Source organism: Chthonomonas sp. (assembly GCA_016788425.1).
Lineage (GTDB): Bacteria > Armatimonadota > Fimbriimonadia > Fimbriimonadales > Fimbriimonadaceae > JAEURQ01.
The window spans coordinates 991,422-1,009,370 of the sequence record JAEURQ010000002.1 but is presented as its reverse complement, the minus strand read 5'-3'; the positions used below and the strand labels follow the sequence as shown (position 1 = coordinate 1,009,370).

Below are 17,949 nucleotides of genomic sequence, written 5' to 3'. Positions count from 1 at the left end.
TACGGCACAATAGGGTCGTTGAATCTCTTCGTTTTCGACACGAACCTGTTTCGTGAAATCCACGTCAATCTGCGCCGCGAATGGCTGGACGGGTTCATGATGCTCATCAGCAATTCCGGGCTTGATTCAATCAAGGCGGCGCTGATTTTGCCGTCCCTGCTTTGGCCACGCACCCGTGCCCATGCGTGGGTGGTTGTGCTCGCCACGGCGGCGGCTGGTTTGGCGCGGTTGCCGCTCATGAAGCTGGTGGGGCGAATGCGTCCGAGCAACTACCAGTGGGCGACCCCGCTGGAAAACGTCTACAGCTACGAATCGAGCTTCCCGAGCGGTCATACGACCGCGGCCTTTGCCACCGCGGTTGCCCTGTGGCTGCTGCTGCGGGGCACTCGGTACGCGTGGCTCGGGGTTGTGGCCTGGGTCTGGGCCGCGCTAGTGGCGTTTAGCCGCATCTATGTCGGCGTGCACTACCCGACCGACGTGGTGGCCGGCGCGATTTTTGGCGGCGTCATCGGCGGATTGGTGGCCGAGTGGGCGATCAAGCGTTTAGTTCAATCACCGTCGGTTTCCAGTCCAGTCGGTCCAGAATCCCCAGGTAATCCGCCTCAGTAATCTCGGCGACGGGCTTGTCAAGGATCGCCACGAGCATGGCCTCCATGACGTTGGTGGCGAAGGTCTCGCCTCCAATCACCGGCGTCGTCGTGATTACGCGCCGAACCCCCGCCGACTTGAGCCAATCGAGGTTCGCCTGTCGCACGCTTTGCGTGAGGATGGTCTTGCCATCCAAGCGGTCGGGTGCGTACCGCAGCACGTAGAGCGAATCGCCGCAGATGAACGTCGCCTCGGCCCAAGTCTTGGCAAACTTAGGCGTGCGCGAATCCTGCTTTTCCCCCGTCGGATAGACCCACTTGAAGGGAAGTTGAGTGATGAGCGGCAGAACGATCCGCCCCAACCGCTCGACCGCTCGATACGAGCGCAGCGGAATCGGCAAGCCGACGCCGAACATGAGGTCGGCGTACACCACGTTCGGGCAAAGCTGGTCCAGAGCCTGCGCCATGCCGTAGCGATCGGTGGCACTGACCAGCAACGCCCGTTCTTGCTTAAAGTCCACCGTCCCGGATTCCTGCAGCCAATGGATCGCGCGGCGTTCAAGCGTGTGTTTGAGGCCGCTCCCATCCACCACCGGCGTGACTTTGACGTTCTTGATGCAGTTGAGAATCTGCCGGAACGCATACCGCCGCTCGCCCGCGACCAGATAGATGTCGGCCCCACCAACGCCGAGCGCGGCGACCTTGCCATCGAGTTCCTCAAACATCCGCTGGAATGCGGCCATGTCGCCGTCGGTACCGATGCGTTCGAGCAGAAAATCCTGCCCGAGCATGGTCGCCTCGCTGGACTTGTTACGCTTGCTCGAGCCGAGCGAAACCGAGACGATGCGTTTACGATCCATTAGGAGAAACTGGCCAAGACTTCGATTTCCACGTCCACGCCGCGCGGCAACCCGGCCACCGCGACCGTGCTTCGGGCGGGCGGATCGCTCGGGAAGCGGCTGCCATACACCTCATTCACCGCGCCGAAGTGGTCCATGCTGCTTAGGAAAATCGTGGTCCTGATTACGTTCTCAAACCCGAGACCGGCCGCGCCGAGCACGCCGGCAATGTTCTTCATCACCTGCTCGGTCTGCTCGCGAACGTCGCCGCCGATGAGTTCGCCGCCGGGCGTCAGCGGAATCTGACCAGAACAAAACAGCAAGTCCCCGCAACGAATGGCTTGCGAGTAGGGGCCGATAGCACCCGGCGCTTGGTCGGTGGAGACCACAATTTTTGGCATGAAGAGACGATACCTAAGCGGTTGGTGAGTTGACGCAGGACCTCCCGGCGTAGTAAAATTTAGCAAATGGGCACGCAGACTGCTAACTGCCGCCCAATGGAACACACTATGTCGATTTCGCTTAAGCCCCTTGGAGATAAGATCGTCGTTGAACTCTCGACCGCCGAAGACAAGACTGCCGGTGGCATCTACCTTCCCGATGCGGCCAAGAAGAAGCCGACCGAAGGCACTGTGGTCGCCGTTGGCACCGGTCGCGTTTTGGAGACCGGTGAGCGCAATGCGCTGACCGTCAAGGTGGGCGATAAGGTCATTTTCAGCAAGTACGGTGGCAACGAAGTGAACCTCGACGGTCGGGATTACACGATCCTGGACGAGGATCAAGTCTACGCCGTTCTGAGCTAAATCCTGCACCAATGAGTTTCGCCACGATCGAAGAAGCGCTCGCTGAATTGCGGCAGGGCCGCATGATCATCGTCATTGACGATCCCGACCGCGAGAATGAGGGCGACCTCATTATGCCGGGCGAAACCTGCACCCCCGAGGCCATGAATTTCATGATCACTTATGGCCGCGGGGTGCCCTTTATTCCCACGACGCAAGAGCGCATGACCGAGCTTGGCATCGCGATGATGACCAAGTCGAATACGGCGCGTCATGGCACCGCGATGGGCGAAACCGTGGACGCGTTGCACGGCGCGACAACCGGCGTGAGTGCGCATGATCGCGCCCGCACGGTGGAAGTGTTCTGCGACCCCAACGCCAAGCCCAACGACCTCGGTCGCCCGGGTCACGTGATTCCGCTTCGAGCCGAAAAGGGTGGCGTGTTGCGCCGGTCGGGTCACACCGAAGCCAGCGTGGACCTCGCGGTTCTGGCGGGATTTCAGCCGGTCGCGGTGGGCTGCGAGATTCTCAACGACGACGGCACGATGATGCGCACGCCCGAGCTCCTCAAGTTCGGCGCCGAGCACAACCTCAAGGTCATCACGATCGCCGACCTCATCGCCTACCGTCGCCGCACCGAAAACCTGGTCGAGCGCAAAGCCGGGCCGATTGACTTCCCGACCAAGTTCGGACATTTCCAGCTTTACGCCTACGAAACCACGATTGAGCCGACGCCCTACATCGCGATTGTCAAGGGCGATGTGGCCAACGGTGAGCCCGTGCTGGGCCGCGTGCACAGCAGCTGCCTTACGGGCGACCTGCTCGGTTCGCTGCGCTGCGATTGTGGCGACCAACTCGCGGCGGCGCTCACCGCCATCGAGACCGAGGGTCGCGGCGTCGTGCTGTACATCGCGCAAGAGGGTCGCGGCATTGGCATTATCAACAAGCTGCGTGCTTACGAATTGCAGGATCAAGGCTTGGACACGGTCGAGGCGAATATCGCCCTTGGCTTCCAAGCCGACCTTCGCGACTACGGTCTGGGCACGCAGGTGCTGGCCGATCTCGGCGTTAAGAAGCTGCGTCTGATGACGAACAACCCCAAGAAGTTGGTAGGTTTGGCGGGCTTCGGAATCGAAATCACCGAGCACGTGCCGATCGTTTGCGAGCCGCACGAACACACTCAGAAATACCTTTCGACCAAGAAGGAAAAGCTGGGTCACCTGCTCCCCGGCTAAGCTAGCTCAGCCCGCGAGCAGGTATATTTTCAGCACCGGCGACGTACCCAAGTGGTTAAGGGGGAGGTTTGCAAAACCTTTACGCAGCGGTTCGAATCCGCTCGTCGCCTCCAATTTTCTTTACTTCAAGTGCGCGATAATCGCGTCGCCCATGTCGCTGGTCGAAACCAGCTTGCACTGCGGTTCGAAGATGTCTGCTGTGCGGGTTCCGCTCTCGAGCGCGGCGTCTACCGCCTGCTCAATCCGGTTCGCGCCCGTATCGTCGCCGAACGTGTACTTGAGCATCATCGCGGCGCTCAAAATCGTGGCGATGGGGTTGGCACGTCCCTGACCCGCGATGTCGGGCGCGGAGCCGTGCGCGGGCTCGTACATGCCGAACACACCTGTCGCCTTGAGTTCGCCCAGCGAAGCCGAGGGCAGCAGACCGAGCGAGCCCGTGAGAATCGAAGCCTCGTCGGAGAGAATGTCGCCGAACATGTTCTCGGTGAGGATCACGTCGAATTGAAGCGGATCGCGAATCAGCTGCATGGCGCAGTTGTCCACAAGCATGTGGCTGACGCTGATGTCCTGGTTTTGCGCGGCCTTCTCGCTCACCACCTCGCGCCACAGGCGGCTGGTTTCCAGCACGTTTTGCTTGTCCACGCTGCACACCTGCTTGCTGCGTTGGCGCGCAATTTGGAACGCGATATCGGTGATGCGCTCGATTTCGTGGCGCGCGTAGACGCAGGTATCGATGGCGACGGTGCCGTTTTCGCGACGCTCGCGCGGCTGACCAAAGTAGATGCCGCCGGTGAGCTCGCGAATCACCACCATATCAATGGTGCCGCCCGTGTTTTTGAGCGGGCTTGCTTGCAGCAGCGAGTGGAAGACCTTGGCCGGGCGGACGTTGGCGAACAAGTTGAGTTCGCCGCGAAGCTTGAGCAGAGCCCCGATTTCGGGTCGCTGCGCCGAAGGCAGATTGTCCCACTGCGGACCGCCCACCGCGCCCAGCAGAATCGCGTCGCTTTCGCGGCAGAGCGCTAGCGTGTCATCGGGCAGCGGAGTGCCCACGGCGTCAATCGCCGCGCCACCCACCAGCGCCGGTGCGAATTCGATGTCCGTGCGAACAGCGCGCAACACCTTCACCGCTTCGGCCACAACTTCGGGGCCAATGCCATCCCCACCCAACACAGCAACCTTAAATGCCATGCGTCTATTGTGGCACCGCCACTGCCGATGTAGACTTTAAGCAGAATGGGAAAAGTTGCCCTGGTGGCGATGCTCGCGGTTGGGTGCGCCGCCAGCTCGGAAACGCCTGACCAGCGCGTAGCGCGGGCCCGGCGGGAGTGGACGCAAACGACAAACGCGAGACTGAAGGCGCTCAAGGTGGAATTCCCGGCGTCGCGCGTATTTTTACGGGCCTACAAACAGGAACGGGAACTGGAGCTTTGGGTTGGGAACGCCGATGGGCCGCTCAAACTGTATCGAACCTACGCCATCGCGGCGGCGAGCGGGGAACTGGGACCCAAGCGCAAGGAAGGCGATCGCCAGGTGCCTGAGGGCATCTATCGAGTGGATCGCCTGAACCCGGCGAGCCAGTTCTATTTGAGCATCGGCCTCAACTATCCCAACGCCTACGATCGGGAGGTGGGGGCGGCTCGTCCGGGCGGCGACATTTTTATCCATGGCGACGCCAAGAGCATCGGGTGCCTGGCCATGACCGACCCCAAGATTCGCGAGATTTATCCGCTCGTCGCGGATGCTTGGCGAGCGGGGAAGAACCCGGTGAGCTGCCACATCTTCCCGTTCCGCATGACCGCCGCAAACCTTGCCGCCGCGGCGAAGTCTCAACCCAAGTGGGCCGCGTTTTGGCGGCAACTTCAACCCGTCGAGGCGGCGTTCAACCGGTCGTTTCTGGTCCCCCGCGTGAAGGTAACCCGAGACGGCTATGCATTGGTGAAAGACTGATCATTCGAATTCAAAAATCAAATTTTTCCCACCGAATTTCCCCGCGAAATTTTGGTACTTTTTTCCTCAGGGTGGCGTCCTCCCTTTTGGTAATCAGCCGCCCGCAAAAGCGAGGTTTGATTGACGTGGCCCGCATTGTCCGACTCCGATTCGGAACTGCGGTTCCTCCTTGGATGTCACGAAATTTTAGGGCCGTCGCGTGGCCGAATTGTCCACGCAGTGCTTGAGGCAAATGTATGAATGTGAAGTTTGAAGTTGGTGGAAGGACGTTCGAATTGGATGAAACCAAGGCGAAGGAGGCTTTGCACGCCAAGAAGGTCATCAATGGTCGCGAGACCATGACATTCAATCTGCTTCCGCTCAAATATCACTGGGCCTACGACCTTTATCGCACGATGAAGGCGAACCACTGGGAGCCCGAAGACATCCCGATGCAAAAGGACATTGAGCAGTGGCGCAGCGATCGCGCTCTGACCGACGTCGACCGCTGGATCATCCGCATGGGCATCGGCTATTTCTCCGCCGCCGAAGGGATTGTTGGCGACAACATTCTGCACGTGGTGCGCGAAGCCGTGACTGCTTCCGAGCTGAAGCTGGTTTTAGGCCGCCACGCTCATGAGGAGAACATCCACGCCGACTCGCTGCTCTACATGATCTCGAGCCTGGGCATCAATCCGCACGAGTGCGAGGCGATGTTTGAGGACATTGCCACGATCAAACGCAAGAACGAGTTCGTCACCCGCATCAGCCAATCGCTGCGCCGGGACCTCGACTGGACTCTGCTGGAAAACAAGCAAAAGCTGGCCAAGAACATTTTCGTGTTCGGTCAGTGCATGGAGGGCACGCAATTTTACGGGCTCTTCGGCATGATCCTGTCGCTCTATCGGCAGGGCAAGTTCCCTGGCATCGGGCAGATGTTCCGCTACACGTTGCGCGACGAGAGCAATCACATTGATCTCTTCCGCCAACTGTTCCTGAGCCTCATCGACGAAAACCCCGACATTTGGACACCCGCTTTCCGCAGCGAGCTCACGGATCTCATGCGCGAAGCAGTTTCGCTAGAAAAGCAATTCATACACGATTGTCTACCGGTTGGTGGAGTAGGATTAAATGCGGATGAATTTTCGCAGTACATCGAATACATCGCGGATCGGCGACTGGAAGGTGTGGGCCTGAACCCCATGAACCCCGGCATTAAGAACCCCCTACCCTGGTTGGCCGAGCTCATGGACGTGCGCAAGGAACAGAACTTCTTTGAGGGTCGCGTGACTGAATACCAAAAATCCTCTGCCTTGGCGGCCGTAAGCGATGACGAACTTTAATCTTGAACTCATGAAAGACTCTTCTTCTAACTTGTTTGATGACATTGACCACTCTGTAGAGCCGTCGCTGGACGCGGCTCGCCCGCATCAACCCGCCCAACTGCGCCCGACGCCGCGCCTTACGCGCCGCAACGGCATGATTGTGGAGTGGGATACCAACAAGATTGAGGTCGCGATTCGCAAGGCGTTTCTGGCGCTGGAACTCGATTCCGAACCCGCCGTGGACGTCGCTCGCGCCGTCGAAGACCGCGTCCGCGGCCTCGGCGAAGAGGTCATCAGCATCGAAATGGTGCAAGACCTCGTGCAAGAAGAGATCATGCGCGCCGGCCACTTTAAGGTCGCCGAAAGCTACATCGTCTACCGCGCGCGGCGGACCTTCCTGCGCGAGCAAGAGCAGCCGGTCGCCGAGGTCGAAGCTGAGTCCATTTTCGCCTTAGTTGAAGCGATCGATGAGGACGGCACCTCGTTCTTCTGGTCCGGCGCGGACTTGCGCAATCGCATCGAGTTCGCGAGCCAGGGCCTCAACCTGACGCTGAGCACGCTCGATCTGGAGCAAGAACTCCGCCGCTCGATGGGATCAAACATCACCATCGGCGAAATCCGCAAGGTCATCACGCTCAACGCCAAGTCGCTCATGGAGCGCGATTCGGACTTCGCGTTCTTCGCCGCCCGCATCCTGCTGACTTACATTTACGAAGAATGCCTGGGCTGGGACATCGTCCGTGACGGCGTTGGCAAGCTCAAGCAACTCCACGCCGAGGCGTTCCAGCCGTATCTTGCGGCGGCGGTAGAACTTTCGCGCCTCTCGCCGGACATGCTGGAATACGATGTCGCTCGCCTCGCCGCCGAGCTCGATCCGACTGCCGACCTTGCGTTCGATTTCCTCGGGATCCAAACTCTATACGATCGTTACCTGATGTGCGACAAGAGCACCGGTCACACGCGCCGCCTCGAGACGCCGCAGATGTTTTGGATGCGCGTCGCCATGGGTCTCTTCAAGGCCGAGCCGGGCGACCGCGAAGCACGCGTGATCGAACTGTATCGTCTCTACAAAGAGCGCCGCTTCTGCAACTCGACGCCGACACTGTTTAACTCGGGCACCCTTCGCTCGCAACTTTCCTCGTGCTACCTGTATAAGATCGACGACTCACTGGAATCGATTGTCAATCGGGGCATCGCCGAAAACGCCATGCTCTCCAAGTGGGCCGGCGGATTGGGCGGATCGTGGACGGCGGTGCGCGGCACCGGCGCCTACATTCAGGGCACCAACGGCGAGAGCCAAGGCGTCATTCCGTTCCTGAAAATGCACAACGACCAACTGGTCGCGGTGAACCAAGGCGGCAAGCGCGCAGGTTCGGGCTGCGCGTATCTGGAAAGCTGGCACAGCGACATCCTCGACTTCCTGGAGCTTCGAAAAAACACCGGCGACGATCGTCGCCGCACGCATGACATGAACACCGCGAACTGGGTTCCGGACCTGTTCATGAAGCGCATGGAAGCTCGCGGCTTCTGGACGCTTTTCCAAAGCAGTCAAGTGCCCGATCTGCACGATCTGTACGGCAAGGCGTTCGAAGAGAAGTATCTGCAGTACGAAGAGATGGCCGAGCGCGGCGAAATCTACGGCAAGAAGATCGAAGCCCTCGACCTTTGGAAGCGCATGCTCCAGATGATTTTCGAAACGGGCCATCCGTGGATCACCTTCAAGGATCCGTGCAACGTGCGCAGCCCGCAGGATCACGTCGGCGTGGTGCACAGCAGCAACCTTTGCACGGAAATTACGCTCAACACCGACGCCGAGGAAACCGCGGTGTGCAACCTGGGCTCCATTATCCTGGACACGCACCTGACGCCGAAGGGCGATCTGGACCACGTGAAGCTTCGCGAAACCATTCGCGTCGCGGTTCGCGCGCTGGATAACGTCATTGACATCAACTTCTATCCGACGGAAGCCGCCAAGACCAGCAACATGCGTCACCGCCCGATTGGGCTCGGCGTGATGGGTCTGCAGTACGCACTTTATCGCAAGGGCGTTGGCTTCTCCAGCGAAGAAGCGATCGAGTTCAACGACGAGTTCATGGAGGCCATCGCCTTCTATGCGTACGAGGCCAGCAGCGACCTCGCCGCCGAGCGCGGCGCGTATTCGACGTACAAAGGTTCCAAGTGGGATCGCGGCCTGATGCCGCAGGACACGCTGGACATTCTGGAAGCCGAGCGCGGCGAACCGGTCGAAGTGCCGCGTGGCGGCAAACTCGATTGGCAGCCTCTGCGCGATAAGATCGCCAAGCAGGGCATGCGCAACTCGAACGTGCTCGCGATCGCTCCGACGGCGACCATCGCCAACATCATGGGCACCTCGCCGTGCATCGAACCGATGTACAAAAACATGTTTGCCAAGAGCAACCTCTCCGGCGACTTCCTCGTGGTGAACCCGTTCCTGGTGGACGACCTCAAGGCGATTGGCCTTTGGACGCCCGACGTGATTGATCAAGTCAAGTACTTCGACGGCGAACTGGAAGGGATCAGCGAGATTCCACAAGAGATCAAGGATCGCTACGTCACCGCCTTCCGCGTACCGTTTGAGGCCATCATCGACGCCGCGGCCCGTCGCCAAAAGTGGATTGACCAGTCGCAATCGCTGAACCTGTTCATGGGTGAGCCCGACATGAAGGCGCTCTCGCACATGTACCGCCGAGCCTGGCACACCGGCCTCAAGACCACCTACTACCTCCGCACGTTGGGCGCCTCGAACATCGAGAAGGCCACGGTGAGCGTGAAGAAGCAGGTGTTCACGCCGGAAGAAAAGGAAGCGTGCAGCATCGAAGCCATGCGCAATGGCGAAATCTGCGAAGCTTGTCAATAGTCTTTGGTTGTTCTTATCTCATGGTGGCCGCCCTTCGGGGTGGCCACTTTTGTTGTGCCGGGTAACGTGAAAGCATGACAAGCCTGGCTGACGTGATTGAGATTTGCGAAGGGCTTGCCGGGAGCGAGATTGACCATTTGGCGGAGCAGTTTTCGGTCGGCGTGCCGGTCAAGGGCAAGGTGAAAGGCTACGCCTGGACGTGGCTTGAGCGGTTTCACCCCAAAAAGGCGCGCATCCCGAACCGCGAGGTGCTGGCGATCCGGGTCGCGAACCTGGAAGTGAAGGCGGCGATACTCGCCGAGGCGCAACCGTATTGGGTGGACGACGATCACTACAACAGCTATCCCGCCGTTATTGTGCGACTCCCGCTGATTAAGCGGTCCGCCCTGGCGGAACTGCTACAAGCGGGATATAACTGCTGGGTAAAGTGAGCCCATGGACGCCCAGGCCAAGGCCATCAAATCTTTCACCAACATCTACACTCTGCTGCTCAAGGACCTCAACGCCTTACCGGAGGAGGCGATGCATCGAAAGTTCGCGGAGAAGGCCCGCACCGTGGCCGACATGATGTACGAGGTCACGCTGGTGAACGACCACATCGCGGCCACCGTCAGGGGTGACAATCCTCCCGATTGGCCGTTCGCACCGGGCACTTGGGTGTTGGCGCCCGACGAGCTCACGAGCAAGGAGGCGGTGATCAGCAACTTTGAGCGCTCGTCTCAGGGCGTGTTGGCGACGCTGGAGGCGATGAGCGAGGAGCAAATGCTGGCTGAAGTGACGAATGAGCACGGCCCCACGAACACCGTGGAGCAGGTTCGGTTCATGGTCGTGCACATGTTCTATCACGCGGGGCAAGTGAACTTCATTCAGACCCTGCTCGGCGACGACACCTGGCACTGGATGAGCTAGGCGCGGATTAGTTGGCGCAGGCGCCGCATCGCGAGCCGACCGACCTCGGGCGCGGTCAGGTTGGCGTCGAGCGGCTCGGATTGGCCCGCCGGAATCTGGTCGACCCAACTTTGCTCGGCGAAGCTGCGCGGGCAGCGGGTCTCGCTGCGCCAGCGGGTCACCCACTCCACGATCCCCAACGCCAGAAGCGGGTCGCCGGCACCCCAGAGGGTCACGGCCACGATCTCCAACGAGGTCTGAATCGAGCGGACGCTCGCCGCGCCAAAGGCATCGCGTAAGCCAGCGCGGGTCAGGCTCTCAACCTCAGTTGTATGCGTTTGCATCATGCGCGAGCAGGCTAATCCGAGCTGGAGCAACCCCATTTGCACTTCCGAGCCGGCCGCGCTGCGGATCTCGATGGCGTGCGCAAAGTGACCCTCTGCGCTCGGCCAATCGCGTTCGAACATTGGGATGAATGCCTGATGCCCGATGCCGAGCGCGAGCTCAAACTTGGCTTGGTTGGTGCCCACTTTGCCCATTTCAGCCTGCAATCGCTCGTACTCGGCGTAGGCGCGGCGGTACTCGCCTTGCTGCATCATGAAGAACGCGCCGTTACCTTGGGCGGTCAAAACGTCAATCGGCCGGTCCGCGGCTCGAGCGTAGTCAATCGTTTTTTCGAGAGCCGACTGCGCTTCCGCCCAATTGCGGTTGAGCGAATGGGCGACGGCGATGGTGTTCCACACCGCCCGCAGGATAAGCGGATTCTCGGCATGCGCGAGCACGCGCGGCGCGCTCTGGAGCACGCCATCGGCATCGCCGAGCCAGGCTTTCAGGCCGGTGAGGCGCGCCATGCATCGCTGCCACGTCTCGTCGTGGTCTTTCGGCTCGTCGCGCGTGGCCCGCTCCAGCAGGTCGTGCATGGCGCGGGGATGCTTGCCCGAGAGGAGCAGCGATTCCGGCGAGCCGAGCAAGCTGCGGAGGAGATCGGGCCGCGAGTCCTCCAGGGTTTTCAGCAACGCGAGTAGCAGTGTTTGCTCCTCCGTGCCGTAGGCCGCCCCCTCGCGATCGGCGGGAAGTGAGGCCACCTTGCCGCGATCACGAATCGCGGCGGTGAGGCGGTCGCCGACCAGGTGCGGTCGAAGCGCAGCCCACGCCACCGCGCCTTCCCCGGCGAGGATGGCCGCGTCGAGGTAAGCCAGAACAAAGCTTTCCTGCCCCGCGAGCGTCGCCAGCAACGGACGAAATAGAGCGTGAGGAATCCCCTGATCGGCGTCGCTGCGAATGACTTCGAGATACCTAGTGGCAAGCTCGACGGCAAGACTCTCGTAACCAGGGAACACCCGCGCCACGATTTCGCTGATCGGACCGAGGCGTTGCAGGGTCTGGCCAATCGCCAGGCGTTCCTGCTCGTTATCCACGGCCGATTCGATATCGCCGAGCGCCGAAGGGAGGTGCAGCACGGCGCATTCCGCGTCGGTTCCCAGCCCGAGACGATCGCCTTCGGCGACAACGAGGCCCGGGTGACTCGCGCGGAACTTGCTGAGCGCGACTCGCAAGCGGTTGCGGCCGACCTCCATTTCTGTGTCGGGCCACACCGCCCGAATGAGGTCGTCGCGCCGCAGGGGTTCGGGCGCGAGTGCCAGCGCCACCAGCAGCGCCGCATGACCGCGAAGAGGCGTCGCCACACCCGTGCTGAGATTGACAATTTGTGCCGGCGGCTCAACCTCAATTCGGTAAATCACGTAACAAGATTAGACTAAAATCACGAAGATGAATATCCAAATCGTATCTCTGCCACCATCGCCCGTAATCATGAATCCGCACCGCGGCGCGTACAACCAAATCGGTCCGAAGTTTGAGCAACTTTGGGGCTGGGTCGGGCCGAACAACGTGCCCGCGCAAAAGACGCTCGGTATCTACTGGGATAACCCCGAGTTCACGCCCGAGGCCGAACTCCGCTCCGCTGCGTGCGTGCAGGTGCCGCTTGGCTACGAGCCGCCCGCCGGGTTCGCAGGGCAAGGGTTTCAACTCGGCAACCTCGCGGCTGGCGACTATGCGATGACGACCGTCACCGGACCCTACGAAGAATTGGAAGCCGCTTGGGGCCAGTTCATGCAGATGATTGAAGGTCAACTGGGTCGCGAAATCAGCGACAACCCGGCCTTCGAGGTGTATGTGAACGACCCGAGCGACACCGCGCCGGCGGATTTGATCACGGAATTCTACATGCCGCTCAAGTAATGCGCGTTCGCACGCCGTGGATCTATAGCGCAAAGTTCGATGCGGGGGCCATCCTTGGTCCCCCCATCCTCATCACCCTCGTCGTCCTGATTTGGGGGCGACAGATTGTAGGGATTGAGTCCACGCCGACTTGGCTGTGGATTTTCCTGGTTCTCGGCGTGGATGTGGCGCACGTCTACAGCTCGCTGTTCCGCACTTACTTCGACAAAGAGGAGTTTCAACGGCGACGCTCGCTCTACATCATCGCGCCGCTTGTCGCGTGGCTGGGCGGAATGGCCATCTACATGCTCGCCGGACCCGTCGTGTTTTGGGCGGGAGTCGCGTATTTTGCCATCTACCACTTTGTGCGCCAACAGTACGGCTTTTTGATGCTATATCGCCGGGGCGAGCCGGTCGGCGGCTGGGATTACCGGATTGACCAGACGGCGATTTACTTGGCGACGATCTACCCGCTGATTTACTGGCACACCTACGGACGCGAGTTTCAGTGGTTCGATTCATTCGAGGTCATCCGCATCCCGAGCGTTTGGCCCGACCTGATTGCGCGCGCGGTGACGGTGATCGTGCTCGCCGCTTTCTTGGGCAAGGAGATTTGGCGCGGGATTCGACATCACGAGGTGAACGTCGGCAAAGTAACGCTGCTCGTGGCGACGGCGGCTGCGTGGGGAACCGGGATCATCTTGTTCAACGGCGACCTCACCTTCACGCTGATCAACATCATTTCGCACGGCATCCCGTACATGGCGCTGGTGTGGATATACCAATACCGAAAGCGCGCCAAAACCCCCGAGCCGCAACCCGGCTTTTTGCGATTCTTCCAGCTTAAGTTCATCCCGATCTATGTGCTGCTTTTGGTGGGACTCGCCTACTTTGAGGAGGGAATCTGGGACCTCTTCGTGTGGAAGGAGCATCCCAACCTCTTCGGCTCCACCTTCTTTGAGGCGAACGGCTTGGCGCTCATGATTCTGGTGCCGCTCCTGACGATGCCGCAGGTCACGCACTACATCTTAGATGCGTACATTTGGCGGGTGAACAAGAAGGGCCAGGAAGAGGTTCGCGCCGTGCTTTCCTCGCAGTAAATTGACAAAATCTCCGCCGCGCCATCGTCAATTAGATATAACTTTTATGTCGTATGGTTGCTTTGCGTTTTGTCGGTCTCGCGGAATATGAGCGTACGCGCTGACCATCAGGTTCAGGCGGCGGTTAAGTCGCGGCCCTGGATCACCTTGTTGCCCGGCTACACGCTGTACTGCCTCATCAAGGTGGTGGCGCTGCCGTTTAGCCTCATCCGGGAGCGGCGTCGCCGTAAGCGCGGCATGACCGGCGCCGGTCGCAAAGTCCGCATGTCGGGCGGCACCCCCATTGCTCCGCACGGCACGATTATCGAAGCGAACGGCCTCGGCGAGACGCGAGTCGGACTGGTCGCTTACGACCAGATCGAGAAGCATTCGGCTCGGGTGGCGCTGATGGTGCAAAAAGACCCAGCGTTTGCGCTCGGACAAACTTCGGGGCGCGTTGTCGGATACTCGGCGGCGCACAACCCCTTTTCGGCGTTGCTGTTTCTCGCCAAGGCTCGCCCCCGCGAGATCATTTTCATTGAGACTTGCAGCAACTATCACCTCGCGTTTTGGGCCCGCGTGTGCCGCGTCCCGACCGCGCTGATCAGCGTCAACGTGTCGGAACACCTCGCCCACCGGATGCGACGTAACGTCCTTGGCGCTTGGCGCATGAACCTGGCCGAGCGCATTTACGCGCAAGGCGAGGGCTACGCGCAGCGACTGCGCCAGAGCGGCGTCTGGCCCGAGATCGTCCACATCGGGGGCGTCTCGCTACCGCAATCCATCCCCACCGAACAGGAGGTGGCGAGCCTCGCCGAGAAGTGGCGAAGGATATTGCAGATATTGCCCGACCAACCCGTCATCCTCGCCGGGAGCACGTACGAGGAGGACGACGCCCTGATAGTTCAAGCCTTTGGCCGCCTCGACCCCGCGCTGAACGCCATATTGGTCGTTGCCCCGCGCCACCTGCACCGATCGATGAGTGCCTACCCTAACGCTGTACACAGGTCCAAACTGGCCGAGGAGCATCGCGGGAACCGGAGAATTGTCATTCTCGATACCAGCGGCGAACTGGGCGAACTGTACGCGCTGGCGAACGTAGCACATATAGGGGGAACGCAATCGGCAAAACTCGGCGGACATACGCCAGTGGAGCCACTGACCTTTGGCGTACCTTTCACCACCGGACCGGAGTACGGTCGGCAAGAGCCAGTCACGCTGGCGGCCCTGCAGTCGGGCGCGGCCTGGCTCACCTGCACTCCGCAGGAGATGGCGATTCACTGGGAATCGGCGATTCGCAATCCTGGCCTCCGGCATCTGGCGAAACAAACATTTATGAAGTTAATCGAAGAGAATCGCGACGTGTTCGCCCGCATGTATATTGCCGCCCTCAAGGGGCGCCGCGGGTGAGCGGGGAAGGAGATAGTCGAACGGAGCCGATAGCATGGCGCGATCGGTTGCGCGCCCACCCCAGCGCGCAGGTGTTGCGCATCCCCGACTTCCGGCTCATGTGGCTGGGAGCATTTCTTAGTTTTTGTGGCAGCTGGGTGCAAATGGTCGCCCAGGGCTGGCTCGTGTATGAACTCACCGGCGACAAAAGCAAGCTCGCGCTGGTCGGGTTCATCAACACCATCCCGGTGTTTTTGAGCGCGCCTATCATGGGCGCGTTGGTGGATACGCTCGACAAGCGCAAGGTGCTGATCTTCTGCCAGATCATGTTCGCCATGTCGGCGTTCTCCATGGCGTTCATGTGCTGGTCGGGCCATATTCGGTACGAGTACATCCTCATCGCGGCCTTTATGAATGGCCTCACGGGCGCGCTGGAAATGCCGACTCGCCAAAGCATTGTGAGCCGCGTGGTGCCGCTGGAGCAGTTGCACGCGGCGATCCCGCTCAACGCGATGACGTTCAACTTGGCCCGGATTCTGGGACCCTCGGTCGGCGGTTTGCTGTACTACTGGCTCGGCCCGACCGCGAACTACGGAGTCAACGGCATTAGCTACATCTTCCTCATCGGCGCGGTCGTGAAGATCAAGGCCGACCTCAGCGTGCGCACCAAGCGCACCGAACCCGTGCGCGACCTCATCGTCGAAGGCATGCGCTACACCTGGCGCGAGCCGATGCTCCGCACGCTGTTCATCATGGAGATGGTGCTCAGCATCTTCGCGCTGTTTTATCTCAACCTGTTGTCGGCGTACGTCAAGGACGTGCTGCGCATGGACGAGCGCGGTCTGGGCGGCGTGATGACGACCATCGGGCTCGGCGCGATCAGTGGCCTGATTGTCATCAGCGTCCTCGCCAATCGTCCGGTCAAAGCCAAGATCGTGCAAACCGCGATGATCATGGTGGGGCTGGCTGTCGTGGGGATGTCGCTGACGACTAATCTCTTTCTCGCCTCGATGTGCTTTATGCTGGCCGGGGCGGGCGCCGTCGCTCAGTTCAACACGACCGGCGCACTGTTCCAAATTCTTGCGCCGGAGCGCATGCGGGGCCGTGTGATCTCGATGCACGTGTGGGCGCTCAGTGGCATTGGCCCGCTGAGCCTGCCATTCTTTGGGTGGATGGCGCAAACGCGCGGCTTGCAGCCCACTCTGGGCATTGGCGGCGGCGTGGTGCTCGTCACGGCGCTGGCCTACGCCGCGTTTGATAAAAGCCTCGGCGAACTGGATAGTCGCCTCATCGAAATTCAAAGGGCCGTTCCTCACGAGTGAGGAACGGCCCAAGGTTGGGTTCCCGAACGAGCCGACTTATTCGTCGGTCAGGTCGAAGCTACCAGCCAAGATGGTGTAGTCAGCAATGTCGACGATTCCATCCTTGTTGAGGTCGGCGCGAGCGGCGTAGGTGCCATCCCCTTCCACGCCATCAAAGGCAGCGGCGAGACCGGAGTAGTCGGCCACGTCGATCAGTTCGAACGAACCGTCGAGAGCAACGTTACCGTTCGGCAACGTCATGTTGGCGTTGACCGCGCCCACCGTGGTGGTGGCCGATCGCTTGAGCCAGGTGCCGCCCGAGAGCTTCACCTTGACCGATCCGGTCGCCGAACCAGCGCTGATCGAATAAGGAGCCACGCCGCCCGACGGGGTGACCGAGACGGTGCCCGAACTCAATACGTTGTCCGAGAGATCGGTGATTTGGTAGTTCAGCGTAACGCTGGCCGAGCCCGAGGCCGTGCCAACGTAGCTGCCGAGGTTCACGGTGCCGCTGATGGAGCCGCCGACCGAACCCGGAACGACGCCGATGCCGCGCAGGTTGGTGTTCGCTGCACCCGCAACGATTGAAGCGAACGACGAAACGCCGTCGAACGAGTAGATTTGGTTGTCGGTGCCGGTCACGAAGTAGCCGGAGCTCGCCTTAGCGATTGCGCGGGCGCCAACGCCAGCGGCCACCGTCAGGGTGGAGTCGAAGCTCCAGACGCCGCTCGAGAAGGTGTACTTCAGGATGCCGCCCGAGGTGCGGTCGTCGGCCACGAACATCGTGTTGCCCACGATTTCGAAGTCGTACGGCGAACCGTTGACCGGGTTGCCGCCGGATCCGGTGTTAGCCAGATTTGTCAGCGTTGCCGCAGCCGTGGGGGTGCCAGTACCAACTGAGTTGACACCGTGGAAGGGCACGCCTGAACCGCAGCTCATGTAGAGTTGGCCGTTGAAGATCTGCAGCGTACGGATATTGGTGATTTCCGTGTTGATCACGTCGGCTGCCGTCGTGGTCGGGCTACCAATCGTGGCGAGAATCGTGCCGCGAAGAGCGCCGTTGGCGGTGGAGCCGCCGCTGCCGCCGACGTACACCTTGGTGCCGCTGACGATGGCCGCGCGAGCAGCGTTGCCGCTGAAGATGTTAACGAGGCGAGTCGAGGAATCGACCGTACCAGCAAGGTTGATGATCGAAACCACGCGCTCGACGGGATCAGCGTCGGTCGTCAGGTTCGAAGTGGTGCCCGGGCTGGCGGCGCCGGCGTCCAGGTCGTAGCCCATCAGCGAGAACTTGTTCTCGTTCATGTAGAGTTGGCCTTCGCTGGTCGAGGTACCGGTGTTGGTGTGGCGATTGGCGCCGCTGGCGGGAAGGGCGATGCTTTGTACCGGCAGACCAAGCGGGGTGTATTCGTCAAGGAATACCGCAGACGAAGCAGTGGTCGGGGCGGCCGCGCCGTCGCCGAAGCGAACGACAACCACGTTGCCAGCTGTAAGAGGGGC

At 60.7% G+C, this 17,949-nt stretch carries 17 protein-coding genes and 1 tRNA gene; 13 read left to right on the top strand and 5 right to left on the bottom strand.

Annotated elements, in window-relative coordinates; genetic code table 11:
- Positions 1-18 precede the first annotated feature (18 nt).
- A complete protein-coding gene (locus tag JNJ45_06875; protein ID MBL8048389.1) occupies positions 19-609 on the top strand; it encodes a phosphatase PAP2 family protein in 591 nt (196 codons plus the stop codon).
- On the opposite strand, the gene JNJ45_06870 is transcribed toward JNJ45_06875, so the two are convergent.
- Positions 536-1,447 carry a quinate 5-dehydrogenase gene (locus tag JNJ45_06870; protein MBL8048388.1) on the bottom strand — a complete coding sequence of 304 codons (912 nt, stop codon included), beginning with the start codon at positions 1,445-1,447 and terminating at the stop codon, positions 536-538. The genes JNJ45_06875 and JNJ45_06870 overlap by 74 nt on opposite strands.
- Positions 1,447-1,827: a RidA family protein gene (locus JNJ45_06865; protein ID MBL8048387.1), complete on the bottom strand. Its 381-nt coding sequence runs from the start codon at positions 1,825-1,827 to the stop codon at positions 1,447-1,449. The genes JNJ45_06870 and JNJ45_06865 overlap by 1 nt, the downstream gene beginning before the upstream one ends.
- A 108-nt stretch (positions 1,828-1,935) precedes the next feature.
- Here JNJ45_06865 and groES point away from each other — a divergent pair, with 108 nt between their 5' ends.
- The 3 genes from groES to JNJ45_06850 all read left to right on the top strand — a co-directional run bounded on the left by groES (position 1,936) and on the right by JNJ45_06850 (position 3,556).
- A complete protein-coding gene (groES, locus tag JNJ45_06860; protein ID MBL8048386.1) occupies positions 1,936-2,229 on the top strand; it encodes a co-chaperone GroES in 294 nt (97 codons plus the stop codon).
- A gap of 11 nt (positions 2,230-2,240) precedes the next feature.
- Positions 2,241-3,443 carry a bifunctional 3,4-dihydroxy-2-butanone-4-phosphate synthase/GTP cyclohydrolase II gene (locus JNJ45_06855; GenBank protein ID MBL8048385.1) on the top strand — a complete coding sequence of 401 codons (1,203 nt, stop codon included), beginning with the start codon at positions 2,241-2,243 and terminating at the stop codon, positions 3,441-3,443.
- Between the two features lie 37 nt (positions 3,444-3,480).
- Positions 3,481-3,556 (top strand) — tRNA-Cys (locus JNJ45_06850).
- 7 nt (positions 3,557-3,563) lie between these two features.
- Here the strand turns inward: JNJ45_06850 and leuB are convergent.
- Positions 3,564-4,631, bottom strand: a complete 1,068-nt coding sequence (gene leuB, locus JNJ45_06845) for a 3-isopropylmalate dehydrogenase (GenBank protein MBL8048384.1) — start codon at positions 4,629-4,631, stop codon at positions 3,564-3,566.
- 45 nt (positions 4,632-4,676) lie between these two features.
- On the opposite strand from leuB, the gene JNJ45_06840 reads away from it, so the two are divergent.
- The 5 genes from JNJ45_06840 to JNJ45_06820 all read left to right on the top strand — a co-directional run bounded on the left by JNJ45_06840 (position 4,677) and on the right by JNJ45_06820 (position 10,481).
- Positions 4,677-5,390 carry a L,D-transpeptidase family protein gene (locus tag JNJ45_06840; protein ID MBL8048383.1) on the top strand — a complete coding sequence of 238 codons (714 nt, stop codon included), beginning with the start codon at positions 4,677-4,679 and terminating at the stop codon, positions 5,388-5,390.
- Between the two features lie 242 nt (positions 5,391-5,632).
- Positions 5,633-6,712 carry a ribonucleotide-diphosphate reductase subunit beta gene (locus JNJ45_06835; protein MBL8048382.1) on the top strand — a complete coding sequence of 360 codons (1,080 nt, stop codon included), beginning with the start codon at positions 5,633-5,635 and terminating at the stop codon, positions 6,710-6,712.
- Positions 6,713-6,722: 10 nt separating this feature from the next.
- A complete protein-coding gene (locus tag JNJ45_06830; GenBank protein ID MBL8048381.1) occupies positions 6,723-9,572 on the top strand; it encodes a ribonucleoside-diphosphate reductase subunit alpha in 2,850 nt (949 codons plus the stop codon).
- 74 nt (positions 9,573-9,646) lie between these two features.
- Positions 9,647-10,003 (top strand): hypothetical protein, encoded by a 357-nt coding sequence (locus JNJ45_06825; protein MBL8048380.1) that lies wholly within the window; start codon positions 9,647-9,649, stop codon positions 10,001-10,003.
- A gap of 4 nt (positions 10,004-10,007) precedes the next feature.
- A complete protein-coding gene (locus JNJ45_06820; protein ID MBL8048379.1) occupies positions 10,008-10,481 on the top strand; it encodes a DinB family protein in 474 nt (157 codons plus the stop codon).
- Here JNJ45_06820 and JNJ45_06815 read toward each other — a convergent pair.
- Positions 10,478-12,202, bottom strand: coding sequence for a hypothetical protein (locus JNJ45_06815; GenBank protein MBL8048378.1), 1,725 nt, complete (start codon positions 12,200-12,202; stop codon positions 10,478-10,480). The genes JNJ45_06820 and JNJ45_06815 overlap by 4 nt on opposite strands.
- A 28-nt stretch (positions 12,203-12,230) precedes the next feature.
- Here JNJ45_06815 and JNJ45_06810 point away from each other — a divergent pair, with 28 nt between their 5' ends.
- The 4 genes from JNJ45_06810 (at position 12,231) to JNJ45_06795 (ending at position 16,470) form a co-directional block, all read left to right on the top strand.
- Positions 12,231-12,701, top strand: a complete 471-nt coding sequence (locus tag JNJ45_06810; protein MBL8048377.1) for a GyrI-like domain-containing protein — start codon at positions 12,231-12,233, stop codon at positions 12,699-12,701.
- On the top strand, positions 12,701-13,780 hold the full coding sequence (locus JNJ45_06805) for a hypothetical protein (GenBank protein MBL8048376.1): 1,080 nt from the start codon (positions 12,701-12,703) through the stop codon (positions 13,778-13,780). The genes JNJ45_06810 and JNJ45_06805 overlap by 1 nt, the downstream gene beginning before the upstream one ends.
- Positions 13,781-13,867: 87 nt before the next feature.
- Positions 13,868-15,169, top strand: a complete 1,302-nt coding sequence (locus JNJ45_06800) for a hypothetical protein (GenBank protein MBL8048375.1) — start codon at positions 13,868-13,870, stop codon at positions 15,167-15,169.
- Positions 15,170-15,216: 47 nt separating this feature from the next.
- Complete coding sequence (locus tag JNJ45_06795) at positions 15,217-16,470, top strand: MFS transporter (protein MBL8048374.1); 1,254 nt, start codon at positions 15,217-15,219, stop codon at positions 16,468-16,470.
- A gap of 36 nt (positions 16,471-16,506) precedes the next feature.
- On the opposite strand, the gene JNJ45_06790 is transcribed toward JNJ45_06795, so the two are convergent.
- Complete coding sequence (locus tag JNJ45_06790; GenBank protein ID MBL8048373.1) at positions 16,507-17,928, bottom strand: hypothetical protein; 1,422 nt, start codon at positions 17,926-17,928, stop codon at positions 16,507-16,509.
- Between the last annotated feature and the right edge of the window lie 21 nt (positions 17,929-17,949).

What these genes read in the sequence shown, in the direction of transcription:
- JNJ45_06870 (MBL8048388.1), bottom strand. Translation starts at nt 1,447, where the DNA reads ATGGATCGTAAACGCATCGTCTCGGTTTCGCTCGGCTCGAGCAAGCGT.
- JNJ45_06865 (MBL8048387.1), bottom strand. Translation starts at nt 1,827, where the DNA reads ATGCCAAAAATTGTGGTCTCCACCGACCAAGCGCCGGGTGCTATCGGC.
- groES (MBL8048386.1), top strand. Translation starts at nt 1,936, where the DNA reads ATGTCGATTTCGCTTAAGCCCCTTGGAGATAAGATCGTCGTTGAACTC.
- JNJ45_06855 (MBL8048385.1), top strand. Translation starts at nt 2,241, where the DNA reads ATGAGTTTCGCCACGATCGAAGAAGCGCTCGCTGAATTGCGGCAGGGC.
- leuB (MBL8048384.1), bottom strand. Translation starts at nt 4,631, where the DNA reads ATGGCATTTAAGGTTGCTGTGTTGGGTGGGGATGGCATTGGCCCCGAA.
- JNJ45_06840 (MBL8048383.1), top strand. Translation starts at nt 4,677, where the DNA reads ATGGGAAAAGTTGCCCTGGTGGCGATGCTCGCGGTTGGGTGCGCCGCC.
- JNJ45_06830 (MBL8048381.1), top strand. Translation starts at nt 6,723, where the DNA reads ATGAAAGACTCTTCTTCTAACTTGTTTGATGACATTGACCACTCTGTA.
- JNJ45_06825 (MBL8048380.1), top strand. Translation starts at nt 9,647, where the DNA reads ATGACAAGCCTGGCTGACGTGATTGAGATTTGCGAAGGGCTTGCCGGG.
- JNJ45_06820 (MBL8048379.1), top strand. Translation starts at nt 10,008, where the DNA reads ATGGACGCCCAGGCCAAGGCCATCAAATCTTTCACCAACATCTACACT.
- JNJ45_06810 (MBL8048377.1), top strand. Translation starts at nt 12,231, where the DNA reads ATGAATATCCAAATCGTATCTCTGCCACCATCGCCCGTAATCATGAAT.
- JNJ45_06805 (MBL8048376.1), top strand. Translation starts at nt 12,701, where the DNA reads ATGCGCGTTCGCACGCCGTGGATCTATAGCGCAAAGTTCGATGCGGGG.
- JNJ45_06800 (MBL8048375.1), top strand. Translation starts at nt 13,868, where the DNA reads ATGAGCGTACGCGCTGACCATCAGGTTCAGGCGGCGGTTAAGTCGCGG.